The sequence below is a fragment of the Sphingomonas jinjuensis genome (genome assembly GCF_014197105.1).
Classification (GTDB): Bacteria; Pseudomonadota; Alphaproteobacteria; order Sphingomonadales; family Sphingomonadaceae; genus Sphingomonas; species Sphingomonas jinjuensis.
The window spans coordinates 18273-32092 of record NZ_JACIEV010000008.1 but is presented as its reverse complement, the minus strand read 5'-3'; the positions used below and the strand labels follow the sequence as shown (position 1 = coordinate 32092).

The window sequence follows — 13820 nt, the reverse complement described above, 5'->3', positions numbered from 1 at the left end:
CAACAGGCAACAGGCGTCAGGCTCGATCATGACGACTGCTCGCCGCCGGTCAGCGCGCGGCGGAGCGCCTGCACCTCGACGGTGAGGCGGCCGAGTTCCTCGACACTCATGCCCGAGCGCTCGACGACGGCCTGCGCCAGGCAGCGGCTGTCCTCGCTGAGCGCGCGGCCACGATCGGTCAGGCGGATGCGGACCTGACGCTCGTCCCTCGGATCGCGTTCGCGGGTAACGATGCCCGCGGTTTCCAGTCGCTTGGCGAGCGGCGTGACCGTGCTGGGTTCGAGCGCCAGCCGCTCGGCGATCGCGCCGACGGTGCGGCCGTCCTCCTCCCACAAGGTGTGGAGCAGCAGATACTGCGGATAGGTGATCCCGAGCCGGTCGAGCATCGGCTTGTAGAGGCGATTGATCGCGATCGAGGTTGCGTAGAGCGAGAAGCACAGTTGGTCGTCGAGCGGCAACATCGGCGGCGGAGGGGGGGCGTCGCTCATCAGCATCTTTCGTACGCTAACGGCCTGGACAGCCGTCGATCAATATGTATATCGCGATAATCGTTATCGCAAAAGTGGAATGACTGATGAGCATCGACGTCAAGTACACCACCAGCGCCCGCGCCGAGGGCGGCCGTGACGGAACCGCCCGCAGCGACGATGGCGCGCTTGATGTGCTGCTGTCGACGCCCAAGGCGCTGGGCGGCCCCGGCGGCGACGGCACCAACCCGGAACAGCTGTTCGCGGCGGGCTATTCGGCTTGCTTCATCGGCGCGCTGAAGGTGGCCGGCAGGCAGATGAAAATCGCCATCCCCGACGAGGTCAGCGTCGATGCCAAGGTCGGCATCGGTCCGCGGGCCGAGGGCGGCTTCGGCATCACCGCCGACCTGACCGTCGAGCTGCCGGGCATTCCGCGCGAGCAGGCCGAGGCGCTGGTCGAGGCGGCGCACCAGATCTGCCCTTATTCCAATGCCACTCGTGGGAACGTCGACGTCGGGCTCGCCCTGGCCTGACGTTCGGCGCGGCGGCGTCGCATACTCCCCTCTGCGACGCCGCCCTTCGCCGATCATCGCCGCTTCTTGCCGCGCCTCTTCTTCTTGCCGGCATCGCGCCGCGCCATGAACAGCGCCGCCGCGCCGAACGCGAGCGCACCCGCCGCCACCGCCGCACCGACGATCGCGCCGACCGGCAGGCCGTCGCCGCTCAGCGCTGGCGGCCTCTTCGCCTTGGGCGGCAGCGGTGCCGGGTGGACATGGGGCGGCTCGTGCGTAGGATAGGGCGAGGTATTGCCCGGCGGCACCGGCGGTTCGTGGCTGTGGCTCATGCTGCGTCCTTTTCGTGGGCGAAATGAACGTCGTATGATCGCTGCGGTTGCACCTCACCCGTCGAACAGCCCATCCTGGCTTCCCGCCGGCGGGTTGAGCCCCAGATGTTTCCAGCCACCGGCATTGAGCACGCGCCCGCGCGCGGTGCGGGCGACGAGCCCGAGCTGGATCAGATAGGGCTCGATTACTTCCTCGATCGTGTCGCGTGGTTCGGACAGGCCGGCGGCCAGCGTCTCCACCCCTACCGGACCACCGCGATAGACGTCGGCGATCATCGTCAGATAGCGCCGGTCCATCGCATCGAGACCGAGGTTATCGACCTCCAGCCGATTGAGCGCGCGATCCGCAGCGGTGCGATCGACGGTAGCGGCACCGGCGACGTTGGCGAAATCGCGCACCCGGCGAAGCAGGCGCCCGGCGATGCGCGGCGTGCCCCGGGCCCGGCGGGCGATCTCGGCGGCGCCATCGGGCGCGATACCGAGGTCGAGCAACCCCGCGGCGCGCGTCACCACCTTCGTCAGTTCGTCGACGGTGTAGAATTGCAGGCGCACGGGAATGCCGAAGCGATCGCGCAGCGGCGTCGTCAGCAGCCCCTGCCGCGTCGTCGCGCCGACCAGCGTGAAGCGCGGCAGGTCGATCCTGACCGAGCGCGCCGATGGCCCCTCGCCGATCATCAGGTCGAGCGCGCGGTCCTCCATCGCCGGATAGAGCACTTCCTCGACCGCGGGCTGGAGGCGGTGGATCTCGTCGATGAACAGGACGTCGCCGTCCTCGAGATTGGTCAAAAGCGCAGCAAGATCGCCCGATTTGGCGATGACGGGGCCGCTGGTGGCGCGGAAGCCGACGCCCATCTCGCGCGCGATGATCTGGGCCAGCGTCGTCTTGCCGAGCCCCGGCGGACCGAAGAACAAGACATGGTCGAGCGCGTCGCCACGCTGGCGCGCCGCCTCGATGAAGACGCGCAGATTGTCGCGCGCCGCCTGCTGGCCGACGAAATCGTCGAGCCGCTTGGGCCGCAGCGCGGCGTCGACGTCCTCGGGCCTGCGCGCGGCGGAGATGAGGCGATCGGTGTCGGTCATACGTCGGTCAACCGGCTCTTGTCCTGCGCGTGAAGGAGAATGCGGACTACCAGTGTCTCCGTCGTTCCGGGCAGAAAATAGACACGATGCGACCGATAGCCGATCGAACGAAGGCCCGCCGCCAGATCGTCTTCGGCAATGCCCGCCTGGGGTCGACTGCGAAGGCCGGCGACGATCGACCGCAGTCCGAGCAGGTAGGTCCGGGTGACGGCGACGCCGAACCGCTGCTTGCTGAAATTCCTGATGTCGCGGAGGTCCTGCTCGGCAGCGGTCGACAACCGAACGTCAGGCACGAAAGTCGGGATCCTCGGCGAGGATCGCATCGACGATCAGCTCCGGCTCGCGCGGGTCGACACCCGATGCCAACCCATCCTCGATCAGCAGCCTGAGATCGCTACGCTCCGCCCTTTCTCGCTCGCGCCGGATCAGATCGCGCACATAGTCGGCAGCATCGGCGTGGAGGCCCAGCGCGACCTGGTGGTCCACCCAGCTTTGGAGCGCTGGCGGAATCGAGATGATAAGATCGCTCATCGCCTCAACATACGCGCTCAGCGAGCGTTCGTCATCTGTACTAGTGCGGCGTCGACGCGGCGCCAGACGGCATCGATCGCCTGAACGCCGGGCGCGTTGCGCGAGGCGAAGGCGCCGAGCGGGGCGCGGCGTTCGGTCATCGCCTCGAACGCGCTGGCCATCGGCACGGCAGGCCAGTCGGGATGCTGGTCGAGCGCGGCGCGGTGGACCGCGCGGCGGCGATCGACCATCGAGAAAACCGGGACCAGCGATACCTTCGGCCCCTTTTTGGAGGAGACGTGGTCGGCGACGACGTCGAACGCGCGCCGCGACAGCGCCGAGGGGATGACGGGGACGACGACGAGATCGGCGGCGCGCAAAATCTGGTCCGACGTATCGGTCAGCCCCGGCGGACAATCGATGACGATGCGGTCGTAGTCGCGTGCCAGATCCTCGACCAGGCGGGCGACCCGCTTCTTCTTGTCGAGCAGGTGGAAGGCGACGTCGAGGTCGCGCAGTGACGGGTCGGAGGGGAGCAGGTCGAGCCGCGGGATCGCGGTGGGGCGGATCAGCCGCTTGGCGTCGACCTCGCGCCGGATCGCCGCTCCCGCCTCGGTGCCATGCGGATCGTGACCGAGCAGCCAGGTCGCCGCCGCCTGTCCGTCGAGATCCCAGATCAGGGTGCGCCGCGACGACAGCGTCGCCGCCGCCCAGGCCAGGTTGACCGACAGCGTCGTCTTTCCGACCCCACCCTTCAAGCTGTAGACGGCGACAGTGCCTGCGGTCATTTGGCGGCCTTTCTCAGCGCGAGACGAACCAGGGTATCGAGGGTGGCGGCGGTGCCGAGCTCCTCTTCGGCGGCGTTGACCGCGGCGCTCGCCTCCGCCGGGCGGAAGCCCAGGTTGAGGAGCGCGGAGACGGCATCGGCGGTGGCACCGACCGGAATCGCCTGCGCCGCGGCGGCGGGGCCGAGGGCGACGCTACCGACCTTGTCCTTCAGTTCGCGGACGATCCGCTCGGCGAGCTTCGGGCCGACGCCGTTGGCGCGGGCGACCATCGCCTTGTCCTGCGCGGCGATGGCGCGGTTCAGCTCGGCGATGTCGAGCGCGGAGAGGATCGCAAGCGCGACGCGCGACCCCACTCCCTGAACGCCGGTGAGCAGGCGGAACCAGTCGCGTTCCTCGGCGCGCGCGAAACCGACGAGGCGGATCGAATCCTCGGCGACCAGCATCTCGGTGTGGAGCATCGCCGCCTCGCCGACCGGCCCCAGCGCGGCGAGCGTCCGTGCCGAGGCGCCGACGAAATAGCCGACGCCGGCGACGTCGATGACGGCATGGTCGATGCCGGTCGAATCGAGGCGGCCCTTCAGATGAGCGATCATCGTAAAGCCCCATCGGCTGCGGGGCGCCTTGCGGCAAAGTTCATAAAGGTAACGCACCGTACGCGCATGCATCGCCTCATCCGCGAAACGGGATGTGAAGCGGAACGGGCGGGCGGACGGATCATCGCGATCCGCATACCCATCAACACAGCATGTAGGAAAGCCCCGTCAGGCGCTCACCCGTGCGCGGCGAGCCATGCCGGCGGCACTGGCGAGATGGTGGGCGTGGGTGATCGCGACCGCCAGCGCGTCGGCGGCATCGGGGCCGGCAAGCTTCGCGCCGGGCAGCAGCACCGCCATCATCGCCTGGATCTGGCGCTTCTCCGCGCCGCCGGTGCCGACCACCGCCTTCTTCACCGTCGAGGGGTGATATTCGCCGATCGCGAGCCCGGCGCCGGCGGCGGCAAGCAGGACGACGCCGCGCGCCTGGCCGAGCTTCAGCGTCGATTGCGCGTTGGTGTTCCCCAGCACTTCCTCGACCGCGGCGGTATCGGGTCGCTCGGCACGGATCACGTCGATCAGTGCGGCGTAGAGGTTCGACAGCCGACGCGGCAGCGGCATCGACGGATCGGTCCTGATCTGGCCGTTGGCGACATGGATCAGCCGGTTGCCGTCGGCGCGGATGACGCCCCAGCCGGTGGTGCCGAGGCCGGGGTCGAGGCCGAGGACGATCATGTTTTCACGCGAAGGCGCGAAGACGCGAAGACGCGAAGACGGGGGAAGATGATTCGCGCGGAGGCGCAGAGGCGCTAAGAAAAATTGCGCGCGGTCGCGCGCATGCCTCTCCAACAAGCGATTGTTCGAAGGCCGCTGGCGCGGCGGGCGATACAACCTCCGCGTCTCTGCGCCTCCGCGCGAGCCGACCTTCTTCGCGCCTTCGCGCCTTCGCGCGAACAATAAGCCGGATAGCCTGCCGCTGCCCCTCCACCATGCCTGGCGGCATGGTCCCCCTCCCCGTTTCGGGGAGGTTCGCTAGGGTCAAGCCAGCTTCTCCATGACGGCGTCGGAGACTTCGTAGTTGCCCCACACCGTCTGGACGTCGTCGTCGTCGTCGAGCGCGTCGATCAGCTTGAACAGCGTCGCGGCGTCGTCCTCCGACACCTCGACCATCGTTTGCGGGCGCCAGGCCAGCTTCGCGCTCTCCGCCTCGCCTAGCACCGGCTCGAGCGCCTTGGCGACCTCGTGGAGGTCGGCCTGCGCGGTCCAGATCTCGTGCCCGTCGTCGGACGAGGTCACGTCCTCGGCGCCCGCCTCCAGCGCGGCCTCGAACACCTTTTCCGCGTCGCCAACGCTGGCGGGATAGCTGATGAGGCCCATGCGATCGAAGCCGTGGCTGACCGATCCCGAGGCGCCCAGGTTGCCGCCGTTCTTCGACACCGCGGTGCGCACGTTGGTGGCGGTGCGGTTACGGTTGTCGGACAGCGCCTCGATGATGAGGCTGACGCCGCCGGGGCCGAAGCCCTCGTAGCGGATTTCCTCGTAATTCTCGGTGTCGCCCTTGCTCGCCTTGTCGATGGCGCGCTGGATATTGTCCTTGGGCATCGACTGCGCCTTGGCGGCGTTGATCGCGGCGCGCAGGCGCGGGTTCATGTCGGGATCGGGCAGACCCATCTTGGCCGCGACGGTGATTTCGCGGCTCAGCTTCGAGAACATGCCCGAACGCTTCTTATCCTGCGCACCCTTGCGGTGCATGATGTTCTTGAATTTGGAATGACCAGCCATGGCGCGAGCCTCTAGCGCGGGAAGCGGCGGTTGCTCAAGCCTCCGGCAGTTGCGCGGCGAGCGCGTCGATCTTCGCCTCCAGCGAGACCAGCCGGTCGATCACCATGCCGTCGAGCTTCTGGTGGAGGCGAAGGATGTCGAGTTCGGCGCGCAGGTTGGTCTCGTAATCGAGGCTGGCGGCGACGCGATCCTTCGATGCCTGGCGGTTCTGGCTCATCATGATCACCGGCGCCTGGATCGCGGCGAGCGTCGAGAGCATCAGGTTGAGGAAGATGTAGGGATAGGGATCGAAGGCGAGGCCGAAGTGCTTGAGCACGTCGGAATTGAGCAGCATCCAGCCGAGCAGCACCGCGGTGAAGGCGATGATAAAGCTCCAGCTGCCGCCCACCGCGGCGACCCGGTCGGCCAGCCGATCGCCGAAATCGGCATGTTCGTCGGCGACGTCCGCGGCGTCGCGGCTGCTGACGGTGCCCGATTCGATGCCTGTGAGGACGCGGATTTCCTCGGGATCGAGCGCCGCCGCCGGCTTGCGCAGCAGGCGTTGGGCGAGGTCGCCGATCGAATGAAGCGGGGAGTTCATGGGGTGGGCTTAACCTGCCTTCGCCAAGGTCGTCATGCTGAACTTGGTTCAGCATCTCTCGCGATGGCACGCTCCGCCACGCCAAGATGCTGAAACAAGTTCAGCATGACGGGTGGGGGCGAGGCGGGCAATTCCATCCACAGCCCTTGCCGCCCGCCCCCTTCCCCCTCGGCGCGCAATCGGCCAAAAGCGCCGGCAATCATGACCGTGCGCGTAGACATGGGGCTCGACGAACGCGGCGGCCCCGTCACCATCGATCTGGAGGAGTTGCTCGCCACCCGGTTGCTCGTCCAGGGCAATTCGGGGTCGGGCAAGTCGCATCTGCTGCGCCGGCTGCTCGAGCGGTCGGCGGGGCAGGTCCAGCAGGTGGTGATCGATCCCGAGGGCGATTTCATCACGCTGTCCGGCGCCTACGGCCATGTCGTGATCGAGGGCGCCGACTATGCCGAGCGTGAGATCGCGCGGATCGCGGGGCGCCTGCGCGAACATCGCGCGTCGGTGGTACTGAGCCTGGAGGGGCTGGAGGCGGAGGCGCAGATGCGCTGCGCCGCGACCTTCCTGTCCGCGCTGTTCGACGCCCCGCGCGAGCACTGGTATCCGGCGCTGGTGGTGGTCGACGAGGCGCAGCTGTTCGCGCCGACGACCGGCGGCGAAGTGGCCGAGGAGGTGCGCCGCGCGTCGCTCAGCGCGATGACCAACCTGATGTGCCGCGGGCGCAAGCGCGGCCTGGCCGGCGTGATCGCGACGCAGCGGCTGGCGAAGCTCGCCAAGAACGTCGCGGCGGAGGCGTCCAACTTTCTGATGGGGCGCACCTTCCTCGACATCGACATGGCCCGCGCCGCCGACCTGCTCGGCATGGACCGGCGGCAGGCGGAGGCGATCCGCGACCTGCCGCGTGGCAGCTTCCTGGCGCTGGGTCCGTCGGTGTCGCGGCGACCGATCACGGTGAAGATCGGCGCCGTCGAGACGTCGGCGAGGAGCGGCAGCCCCAAGCTCGTACCGCTGCCCAAGGCGCCGGCCGGCGACCTGCAGGAACTGCTGTTCGCGCCCGAGCCGCTGGCACCGATGCTGCCGCTGACCGAGCCCGAACGGCGCCCGGTGCCGGCGGACGACTTGGTCGCGACGATCGCCAAGCCGGTGCCCGCTGCGCCGGCGCTGCCCGACATGCCCGCGGTCGACGTCGAGGCGGTACACGCCGACGTGCTGCGCGCGATCGTCGCCGACGCCGATTCGTCGACACGGCCGGCGGCAGTGTTGTTCCAGGATTTCCAGGTGCGGTGCCGGATGGCGGGACTGGCCCGGCCGCCGCTCGACCTTCCCGGCTTTACCCGGCGGCTGAGCTGCGCGCGGGCTGGCATCTTCGATGTCACGGCGGACGAATGGGCGGATGCGCTGGCGCTCGGGGGAACGTTGCCTGACGATATGCTGGGCGCGTTCCTGTTACTGGCGCGTGCGGCACGGGACGGGGCGCCGTGCCCGTCGGATGCGGCGATCGCGGAGACCTATGGCACCAGCTCGCTGGGCCGGGTGCGGCGGCTGATCGGCTATATCGAAAGCCGCGAGCTCATCGTGTGCCGGACCGACCTGGCGGGCAAGCGGTCGATCACGATTCCGCGGCTAGGGTGGACGACGGCGGCGGCGGAGGCGGCTTAGCCATATCAGTACAAGGCTCTGCGAGGCTCCCGACCCACCCTGGAAGGGAGGGGTTGGGGATGGGTCCCGCCGAGGCACTCGGCGGTTTTCAGCAGGATGTGCTCGGCAGCGCCGCTCGGGTTAGAGCGCACGTCGGAGTTCCAGAGGCGGATTACCGTCCACCCCTCGCTTTCCAGCCAAGCGGTGCGCTTGGCATCGTAGCCCATCGCGTCGAGATGCTGGCTACCGTCGATCTCGACGACCAGCTTCGCCGTCCGGTTTGCCAAGTCGACGATATAATCGACGATCACCAATTGCCGCGTAAAAGCCGGACGATAGCGTGACAGCCGCGCCCAAAGCAGGCGCTCCTCGGCCGTCGCTTCGCGGCGAAGTCGGCGAGCCCGGTGGGTCATATCTTCAGGAACGCGACGCATCGTCGCCAGCGTAGTCGGGCGAGCGGCGCTCGCCTACCCACCCCCCGACCCCTCCCTTGCAGGGAGAGGTGAAGGCAGGACAGAAGTCAGATCATGCCCAGCGCTTGCAGGTAGACCTCGAGGATCGACTCTTCCTCCTGATATTCTTCCTTCTTCTTCTTGCGGATCTGGAGGATGCGGCGGATCGCCTTGGCGTCGTAGCCGCGGCTCTTCGCCTCGGCCATCACGTCCTTGATGTCGTCGGCGATACCCTTCTTCTCTTCCTCAAGCCGCTCGGCGCGCTCGATCAGCAGGCGCAGCTCGTCCGCTGCGACGTGACCGCCACCCATGCCTTCGCCACGATCTTCAGCCATGTCGTTCCCTATCTAAAATGACGCCGCCGCCCGGCCCCAGGGCGCAGGCGGCGGCTGGTTGATCTGATTGGATGGCGGCGCGTCTAATGGGTTCGGCGCCCGCGCTCAATCCTCGGCGACGACACCCCGGTGCATGACGAGGTCGACGTGTTGCAGCCGCGTCACGTCGTCGAGTGGCGAGCCGGTGACGGCGACCAGATCGGCGTAGTGGCCCGGCGTCAGCGTGCCGATCGAATCGCCCTGCCCCAGCAGGTCGGCGGCGCTGACGGTGGCGGCACGGATCGCCTGCGCCGGGGTCATGCCGGCGCGCACCATCAGCGGGAATTCGCCGGCATTGTCGCCATGCTTGGAGACGCCGGTGTCGGTGCCGAAGGCGATCTTCACGCCCTGGGCGATGGCGAGACGGTGGCTTTCCAGCGCGGCGGCGGCGGCGGCCTCCGCCTTGGGGATGGTCGCGGGCGGCAGCTGCCCCGCGCGCGCTTGCGCCAGCGCGGTCACCGGCGCGATCATCGTGGGGACGAGATAGGTGCCATGCGCCTTCATCGCGCGAATCGTCTCGGCATCGAGGAAGGTGCCGTGCTCGATCGAATCGACCCCTGCCTCCACCGCTGCACGGGTGCCGTCGGCGGCGTGGCTGTGCGCGGCGACCTTGCGGCCGAGGCCGTGCGCGGTATCGATGATCGCGCGCATCTCCTCCGGCGTCATCGCGCGGCCGAGCCCGCCCGAGACGTTGGAAAGGACGCCGCCGGTCGCGGCGAACTTGATGACCTGCGCACCGAGGCCGACCTGGGCGCGAACCGCGCGACGGCAATCGTCGGGGCCGTCGCAGGTGTTGATCTGATGCTGGTGAACGGCATCGGACCATTCCTCGGCCAGACCGTTGCTGCCGTCGCCGTGACCACCCGTCACCGACACCATCTGGCCGGCGTTGACGATGCTCGGCCCCATGACGTCGCCGCGCGCGATCGCGTCGCGCAGCGCGCGGATGCCGCGCGGGTTACCGCCGAGGTCGCGCACGGTAGTGAAGCCGGCCCGCAGCGTCGTCTTGGCGTTGACGACTGCCTGCATCATGTCGTCGGCATCGTCGCGGGTCAGCGCGCCGAGCCGGTCGCGCATCGGGTCGCCGCCGATGCCCCACAGGTGGACGTGCATGTCGATGAGGCCGGGAAGGACGAACTTGTCCTTTAGATCGACCAGCTTCGCGCCCACTTCCGGGGCGACATAGCCGTCACGGACCTCGGCGACCTTGCCGTCGCGGACGATGATCGTGCTGGGACCGCGCGGACGCTCGCCGGGGCGGTCGAGGAGCTGGCCGGCCTGGATGTAGGTGACGGTGGCCGGCTTCGTCTGGGCGACGGCGGGCGCGGCAGTGATCGTGGCGAGCACGATGGCGAGCGTGGCGATGGTCTTCATGACAGGTCCTCCCCCTTTGTTGTCCGCCACTTGTATCGGGGATGCTCGCCACGACAATCCTCCTCCTGGCGGGGGAGGATCAGTAAGCGGGGTTCTTGGCGACGCTCTCATCCATCCGCGCGAGCTGCTCGGGCGTCGCCTCGGTCTGGTACTTCGCCTTCCATTCGGCCTGGGGCATGCCGTAGATCGTCTCGCGCGCGCTCGCCTTGTCGAGACCGCCCGCCTCCTCGACCCAATCCGACAGGCAATTGCGACAAAAGCCGGCAAGTCCCATCAAATCAACGTTCTGCGCATCGGTGCGATGCCGCAGGTGACGCACCAGGCGGCGGAAAGCCGCGGCGGCTGTAGCGTCGTCGAGAGTGTCGAGGCGATCCATTCACATGCTCCAAGGTTGATCCGGACGAGATAGGGGCTAGAGCGGCCCCTCGCAAAGCCGGCCAAGGATCGACCATGACGAACGACATCGCGCCCCGCTCTCGGCAAGTGCGCGTACTCGCCACGCTGGGGCCAGCCAGCAATACGCCCGAGATGATCGCGACGCTGTTCCAGGCGGGCGCGGACGCGTTCCGCGTCAACATGAGTCACGGCGACCAGCAATCGAAGGTCGCGGTGATCGAGGCGATCCGCTCGCTGGAGAAGACGTTCGGCCGCCCGACGACGATCCTCGCCGATCTTCAGGGCCCGAAGCTGCGCGTCGGCCGCTTCGCCGGCGGCCGGGTGATGCTGGAGACGGGATCGACCTTCGTCCTCGATCGCGACAAGACGCCGGGCGACGCGACGCGCGTCGAGCTGCCCCATCGTGAAATCTTCGAGGCGATCGAGCCGGGCGCTCGCCTGCTGCTCGACGACGGCAAGCTGGTGCTGCGCGTGTCGGACCACGGCCCCGACCGGATCGAGACGCTCGTCGAGGTCGGCGGCGCGCTGTCGGACAACAAGGGGCTCAACGTTCCCGACGTCGTCGTGCCGATGGCGGCGCTGACGGAAAAGGACCGCAGCGACCTCGCCTTCGCGATCGACCAGGGGGTCGACTGGATCGCATTGTCGTTCGTCCAGCGGCCCGAGGATCTGTGGGAGGCGCGCAAGCTGATCGGCGGCCGGGCGGCGCTGCTCGCCAAGATCGAGAAGCCGGCGGCGATCGAGCGGCTGGAGGAGATCGTCGAGAGCTGCGACGGCGTCATGGTGGCGCGCGGCGACCTGGGCGTCGAACTGCCGCCGCAGTCGGTGCCGCCGTTGCAGAAGCGGATCGTCGAGACGGCGCGGCGTCAGGGCCGCCCGGTGGTCGTCGCGACGCAGATGCTCGAATCGATGATCAAGTCGCCGTCGCCTACCCGTGCCGAGGTGTCCGACGTCGCGACCGCGATCTACGACGGCGCCGACGCGATCATGTTGTCGGCGGAAAGCGCGGCGGGCGACTGGCCGGTCGAATCGGTCGCGATGATGAATGCGATCGGCCAGGAAGTGGAGATGGACCCGGCGCACGGCGAGCGCGTCCATTTCACGATCATGCGCCCCGATCCGACCACTGCCGACGCCTTGTCGGAAGCGGCGAAGCAGATCGCGCGCACGGTGTCGGCATCGGCGATCGTCTGCTTCACCACCTCGGGCTCGACCGCGCGCCGGATCGCGCGCGAACGGCCGCCGGTGCCGATCCTGGTGCTGACGCCGCAGCTGGACACGGCGCGGCGGCTGGGGCTGCTGTGGGGAACCCATGCCGTCCACACGCGCGACGTCGAATCGTTCGAGGAAATGGTCGCCAAGTCGAAGCGGATGGCGCTGCGTACCGGCATCGCCAAGGGCGGCGACCGCATCATCGTCGTCGCGGGCGTGCCGTTCCGCACCCCGGGCTCGACCAATGTGCTCCACGTGGTGAGCATCATCGGCGACGAATTGAAGGGTTACACCGAGTAGGCGATCGGGTGGTCGCTTGGGGAGGCAATGGCCGTGACGAGCGACGATTTGGTGGCATTGACGGAGTTGGAGACTGGTGCATCCGCGGCACCGTGGCACGTTGCCTTCGGCACCGACGGTGCTTGCATGTCGTCATGCCTAATCGTGAAGAACCCGACGCGGGGTCGTATCTTCGAACCACTGGATAACGAATGGCCTAGCGACGACGTCGTTGCCGCGTGCCTGTGGCAGAACCCGGACATCGTAGGCCCGGACGATCGTCGAAGCGATGCCAATGCCCGGTTGATGGCGATGGTGCGCAACCATCTGCCTGAGTTGCTGCGCCTCGCTCGGATCGGCTTGGCTCACGAATCGGAGAAGAGCGACTGACGACGTCGGCATGAAACGCGCTTGGCGGACCATGTCTCGATCGTGCCGCTATCCGTCATGGCGAGCGTAGCGAAGCAATCAAGCGCATCCCGGCCCGTCACTGTATTGCTTCGCTGCGCTCGCAATGACGGAACGTGTGACGGTGCCGCTTACGCCTTCAGCAACCCCAGGTCACGCAACTGCCCGCGCAACGTGGGCTCGTCGGTGAAGTGGAGCGCTATGATGCCGAGATCGCGGGCGCTGGCGATGTTGGCTTCATTGTCGTCGATGAAGACGCTCCGCTGCGCGTCCAGCCCGAAGCGGTCGAGCGCGAGGCGGTAGATGGCGGGGTCGGGCTTCACCAGCTTCTCGTCGCCCGAGACGACAATGTCGCGGAAGCGGTCGAACATCGCCGATTCGCGCGCGCGGAACGGCGGCCAGAATTCGCCGGAGAAGTTGGTGATCGCATAGAGCGGAACGCCGGCGTCGTGCAGATCGTCGACGAGCGCGGGCATTCCCGGCATCGGATCGCCGATGCTGTCAAGGAAGCGCGGCCCCCAGGCGGCGATCAGATCGGCATGCTGCGGATACAGTGCCGCCAGCTCCGCCGAGGTCTCGGCGAAGGGGCGGCCAGCGTCATGCTGGAAGTGCCAGTCGATCGTGACGACGTCGCGTAGGAACGCGTCGAGCGCCCGATCGTCGTCGATCAGGCGCCGGTACAGGTAGCGCGGATGCCAGTCGTAGAGGACGCGGCCGACGTCGAAGATAACGGCATCGGGTGTCATGTCATCGGTACCGATGCGGCCAGACACGGGGGTACATCCCGTGTCGTCGAACGGGTCGCTGAGCGCCCGTCGGCCGGGCCGAGGCCCTGCCGCGCAGGTTAGCGTCGCTAATCCGCTGGCCTCGGCTTAGCCCTGGCGCGCCTTGAAGCGACGGTTCGTCTTGTTGATGACGTAGGTGCGGCCGCGACGACGGATCACGCGGTTGTCGCGATGACGGCCCTTGAGCGACTTCAGGGAATTGCGGATCTTCATGATCGTTCGCTTTGCTGATTCTGGCGTTGTTCGGAAAGCGCGAGCGCCTAGAGACGCCGTCGCCGATAGTCAAGCAACGGACGCCTCGCTAGGACGTTTCCCTAGCATAAC

At 67.9% G+C, this 13820-nt stretch carries 20 protein-coding genes; 4 read left to right on the top strand and 16 right to left on the bottom strand.

What is annotated here, in order from left to right:
• Positions 1–26 precede the first annotated feature (26 nt).
• Positions 27–488 (bottom strand): MarR family winged helix-turn-helix transcriptional regulator, encoded by a 462-nt coding sequence (locus GGQ80_RS13410; protein ID WP_221364391.1) that lies wholly within the window; start codon positions 486–488, stop codon positions 27–29.
• 86 nt (positions 489–574) lie between these two features.
• On the opposite strand from GGQ80_RS13410, the gene GGQ80_RS13405 reads away from it, so the two are divergent.
• Positions 575–1000: an organic hydroperoxide resistance protein gene (locus GGQ80_RS13405; RefSeq protein WP_183985677.1), complete on the top strand. Its 426-nt coding sequence runs from the start codon at positions 575–577 to the stop codon at positions 998–1000.
• Positions 1001–1053: 53 nt separating this feature from the next.
• On the opposite strand, the gene GGQ80_RS13400 is transcribed toward GGQ80_RS13405, so the two are convergent.
• The 9 genes from GGQ80_RS13400 to GGQ80_RS13360 all read right to left on the bottom strand — a co-directional run bounded on the left by GGQ80_RS13400 (position 1054) and on the right by GGQ80_RS13360 (position 6584).
• Positions 1054–1311 (bottom strand): hypothetical protein, encoded by a 258-nt coding sequence (locus GGQ80_RS13400; protein ID WP_183985675.1) that lies wholly within the window; start codon positions 1309–1311, stop codon positions 1054–1056.
• 54 nt (positions 1312–1365) lie between these two features.
• The gene (ruvB, locus tag GGQ80_RS13395) at positions 1366–2391 is read right to left on the bottom strand and encodes a Holliday junction branch migration DNA helicase RuvB (protein WP_183985673.1); all 1026 of its coding nucleotides are present in this window, start codon (positions 2389–2391) and stop codon (positions 1366–1368) included.
• On the bottom strand, positions 2388–2669 hold the full coding sequence (locus GGQ80_RS13390; RefSeq protein WP_221364390.1) for a type II toxin-antitoxin system RelE/ParE family toxin: 282 nt from the start codon (positions 2667–2669) through the stop codon (positions 2388–2390). Before GGQ80_RS13390 ends, ruvB begins: the two co-directional genes overlap by 4 nt.
• Positions 2670–2676: 7 nt before the next feature.
• Positions 2677–2922 (bottom strand): ribbon-helix-helix domain-containing protein, encoded by a 246-nt coding sequence (locus GGQ80_RS13385; protein WP_183985667.1) that lies wholly within the window; start codon positions 2920–2922, stop codon positions 2677–2679.
• Positions 2923–2939: 17 nt separating this feature from the next.
• Complete coding sequence (locus GGQ80_RS13380) at positions 2940–3689, bottom strand: ParA family protein (RefSeq protein ID WP_183985665.1); 750 nt, start codon at positions 3687–3689, stop codon at positions 2940–2942.
• A complete protein-coding gene (ruvA, locus tag GGQ80_RS13375; protein ID WP_183985664.1) occupies positions 3686–4282 on the bottom strand; it encodes a Holliday junction branch migration protein RuvA in 597 nt (198 codons plus the stop codon). Before ruvA ends, GGQ80_RS13380 begins: the two co-directional genes overlap by 4 nt.
• Before the next feature lie 168 nt (positions 4283–4450).
• The gene (gene ruvC, locus GGQ80_RS13370) at positions 4451–4957 is read right to left on the bottom strand and encodes a crossover junction endodeoxyribonuclease RuvC (protein WP_183985662.1); all 507 of its coding nucleotides are present in this window, start codon (positions 4955–4957) and stop codon (positions 4451–4453) included.
• A 303-nt stretch (positions 4958–5260) separates the two neighbouring features.
• The gene (locus GGQ80_RS13365) at positions 5261–6004 is read right to left on the bottom strand and encodes a YebC/PmpR family DNA-binding transcriptional regulator (protein ID WP_183985660.1); all 744 of its coding nucleotides are present in this window, start codon (positions 6002–6004) and stop codon (positions 5261–5263) included.
• A gap of 34 nt (positions 6005–6038) precedes the next feature.
• Positions 6039–6584: a DUF1003 domain-containing protein gene (locus tag GGQ80_RS13360; RefSeq protein WP_183985658.1), complete on the bottom strand. Its 546-nt coding sequence runs from the start codon at positions 6582–6584 to the stop codon at positions 6039–6041.
• A 201-nt stretch (positions 6585–6785) separates the two neighbouring features.
• On the opposite strand from GGQ80_RS13360, the gene GGQ80_RS13355 reads away from it, so the two are divergent.
• Positions 6786–8237: an ATP-binding protein gene (locus GGQ80_RS13355; RefSeq protein ID WP_183985656.1), complete on the top strand. Its 1452-nt coding sequence runs from the start codon at positions 6786–6788 to the stop codon at positions 8235–8237.
• Positions 8238–8242: 5 nt separating this feature from the next.
• Here the strand turns inward: GGQ80_RS13355 and GGQ80_RS13350 are convergent, their stop codons facing one another.
• The 4 genes from GGQ80_RS13350 to GGQ80_RS13335 form a co-directional block, all read right to left on the bottom strand.
• Positions 8243–8650, bottom strand: coding sequence for an endonuclease domain-containing protein (locus tag GGQ80_RS13350; RefSeq protein ID WP_183985654.1), 408 nt, complete (start codon positions 8648–8650; stop codon positions 8243–8245).
• An 86-nt stretch (positions 8651–8736) separates the two neighbouring features.
• Positions 8737–9003, bottom strand: coding sequence for a DUF2312 domain-containing protein (locus tag GGQ80_RS13345; protein ID WP_183985652.1), 267 nt, complete (start codon positions 9001–9003; stop codon positions 8737–8739).
• Positions 9004–9108: 105 nt separating this feature from the next.
• A complete protein-coding gene (locus GGQ80_RS13340) occupies positions 9109–10416 on the bottom strand; it encodes a metal-dependent hydrolase family protein (RefSeq protein ID WP_183985650.1) in 1308 nt (435 codons plus the stop codon).
• A gap of 79 nt (positions 10417–10495) precedes the next feature.
• On the bottom strand, positions 10496–10792 hold the full coding sequence (locus GGQ80_RS13335) for a DUF1244 domain-containing protein (protein ID WP_183985648.1): 297 nt from the start codon (positions 10790–10792) through the stop codon (positions 10496–10498).
• A 74-nt stretch (positions 10793–10866) separates the two neighbouring features.
• On the opposite strand from GGQ80_RS13335, the gene pyk reads away from it, so the two are divergent.
• Complete coding sequence (gene pyk, locus GGQ80_RS13330) at positions 10867–12324, top strand: pyruvate kinase (RefSeq protein ID WP_183985646.1); 1458 nt, start codon at positions 10867–10869, stop codon at positions 12322–12324.
• Between the two features lie 33 nt (positions 12325–12357).
• Positions 12358–12693 (top strand): hypothetical protein, encoded by a 336-nt coding sequence (locus tag GGQ80_RS13325; RefSeq protein WP_221364389.1) that lies wholly within the window; start codon positions 12358–12360, stop codon positions 12691–12693.
• Between the two features lie 149 nt (positions 12694–12842).
• On the opposite strand, the gene GGQ80_RS13320 is transcribed toward GGQ80_RS13325, so the two are convergent.
• Positions 12843–13457: an HAD family hydrolase gene (locus GGQ80_RS13320; protein WP_183985641.1), complete on the bottom strand. Its 615-nt coding sequence runs from the start codon at positions 13455–13457 to the stop codon at positions 12843–12845.
• A gap of 126 nt (positions 13458–13583) precedes the next feature.
• Entirely contained in the window at positions 13584–13709 is a 126-nt protein-coding gene (ykgO, locus tag GGQ80_RS13315) for a type B 50S ribosomal protein L36 (protein WP_004210176.1), read from the bottom strand.
• Between the last annotated feature and the right edge of the window lie 111 nt (positions 13710–13820).

Excerpts from the sequence above, each read along its gene's own strand:
- GGQ80_RS13410 (WP_221364391.1), bottom strand. The coding sequence starts at position 488 with ATGAGCGACGCCCCCCCTCCGCCGCCGATGTTGCCGCTCGACGACCAA.
- GGQ80_RS13405 (WP_183985677.1), top strand. The coding sequence starts at position 575 with ATGAGCATCGACGTCAAGTACACCACCAGCGCCCGCGCCGAGGGCGGC.
- GGQ80_RS13400 (WP_183985675.1), bottom strand. The coding sequence starts at position 1,311 with ATGAGCCACAGCCACGAACCGCCGGTGCCGCCGGGCAATACCTCGCCC.
- ruvB (WP_183985673.1), bottom strand. The coding sequence starts at position 2,391 with ATGACCGACACCGATCGCCTCATCTCCGCCGCGCGCAGGCCCGAGGAC.
- GGQ80_RS13385 (WP_183985667.1), bottom strand. The coding sequence starts at position 2,922 with ATGAGCGATCTTATCATCTCGATTCCGCCAGCGCTCCAAAGCTGGGTG.
- GGQ80_RS13380 (WP_183985665.1), bottom strand. The coding sequence starts at position 3,689 with ATGACCGCAGGCACTGTCGCCGTCTACAGCTTGAAGGGTGGGGTCGGA.
- ruvA (WP_183985664.1), bottom strand. The coding sequence starts at position 4,282 with ATGATCGCTCATCTGAAGGGCCGCCTCGATTCGACCGGCATCGACCAT.
- ruvC (WP_183985662.1), bottom strand. The coding sequence starts at position 4,957 with ATGATCGTCCTCGGCCTCGACCCCGGCCTCGGCACCACCGGCTGGGGC.
- GGQ80_RS13365 (WP_183985660.1), bottom strand. The coding sequence starts at position 6,004 with ATGGCTGGTCATTCCAAATTCAAGAACATCATGCACCGCAAGGGTGCG.
- GGQ80_RS13360 (WP_183985658.1), bottom strand. The coding sequence starts at position 6,584 with ATGAACTCCCCGCTTCATTCGATCGGCGACCTCGCCCAACGCCTGCTG.
- GGQ80_RS13355 (WP_183985656.1), top strand. The coding sequence starts at position 6,786 with ATGACCGTGCGCGTAGACATGGGGCTCGACGAACGCGGCGGCCCCGTC.
- GGQ80_RS13350 (WP_183985654.1), bottom strand. The coding sequence starts at position 8,650 with ATGCGTCGCGTTCCTGAAGATATGACCCACCGGGCTCGCCGACTTCGC.
- GGQ80_RS13345 (WP_183985652.1), bottom strand. The coding sequence starts at position 9,003 with ATGGCTGAAGATCGTGGCGAAGGCATGGGTGGCGGTCACGTCGCAGCG.
- GGQ80_RS13340 (WP_183985650.1), bottom strand. The coding sequence starts at position 10,416 with ATGAAGACCATCGCCACGCTCGCCATCGTGCTCGCCACGATCACTGCC.
- GGQ80_RS13335 (WP_183985648.1), bottom strand. The coding sequence starts at position 10,792 with ATGGATCGCCTCGACACTCTCGACGACGCTACAGCCGCCGCGGCTTTC.
- pyk (WP_183985646.1), top strand. The coding sequence starts at position 10,867 with ATGACGAACGACATCGCGCCCCGCTCTCGGCAAGTGCGCGTACTCGCC.
- GGQ80_RS13320 (WP_183985641.1), bottom strand. The coding sequence starts at position 13,457 with ATGACACCCGATGCCGTTATCTTCGACGTCGGCCGCGTCCTCTACGAC.
- ykgO (WP_004210176.1), bottom strand. The coding sequence starts at position 13,709 with ATGAAGATCCGCAATTCCCTGAAGTCGCTCAAGGGCCGTCATCGCGAC.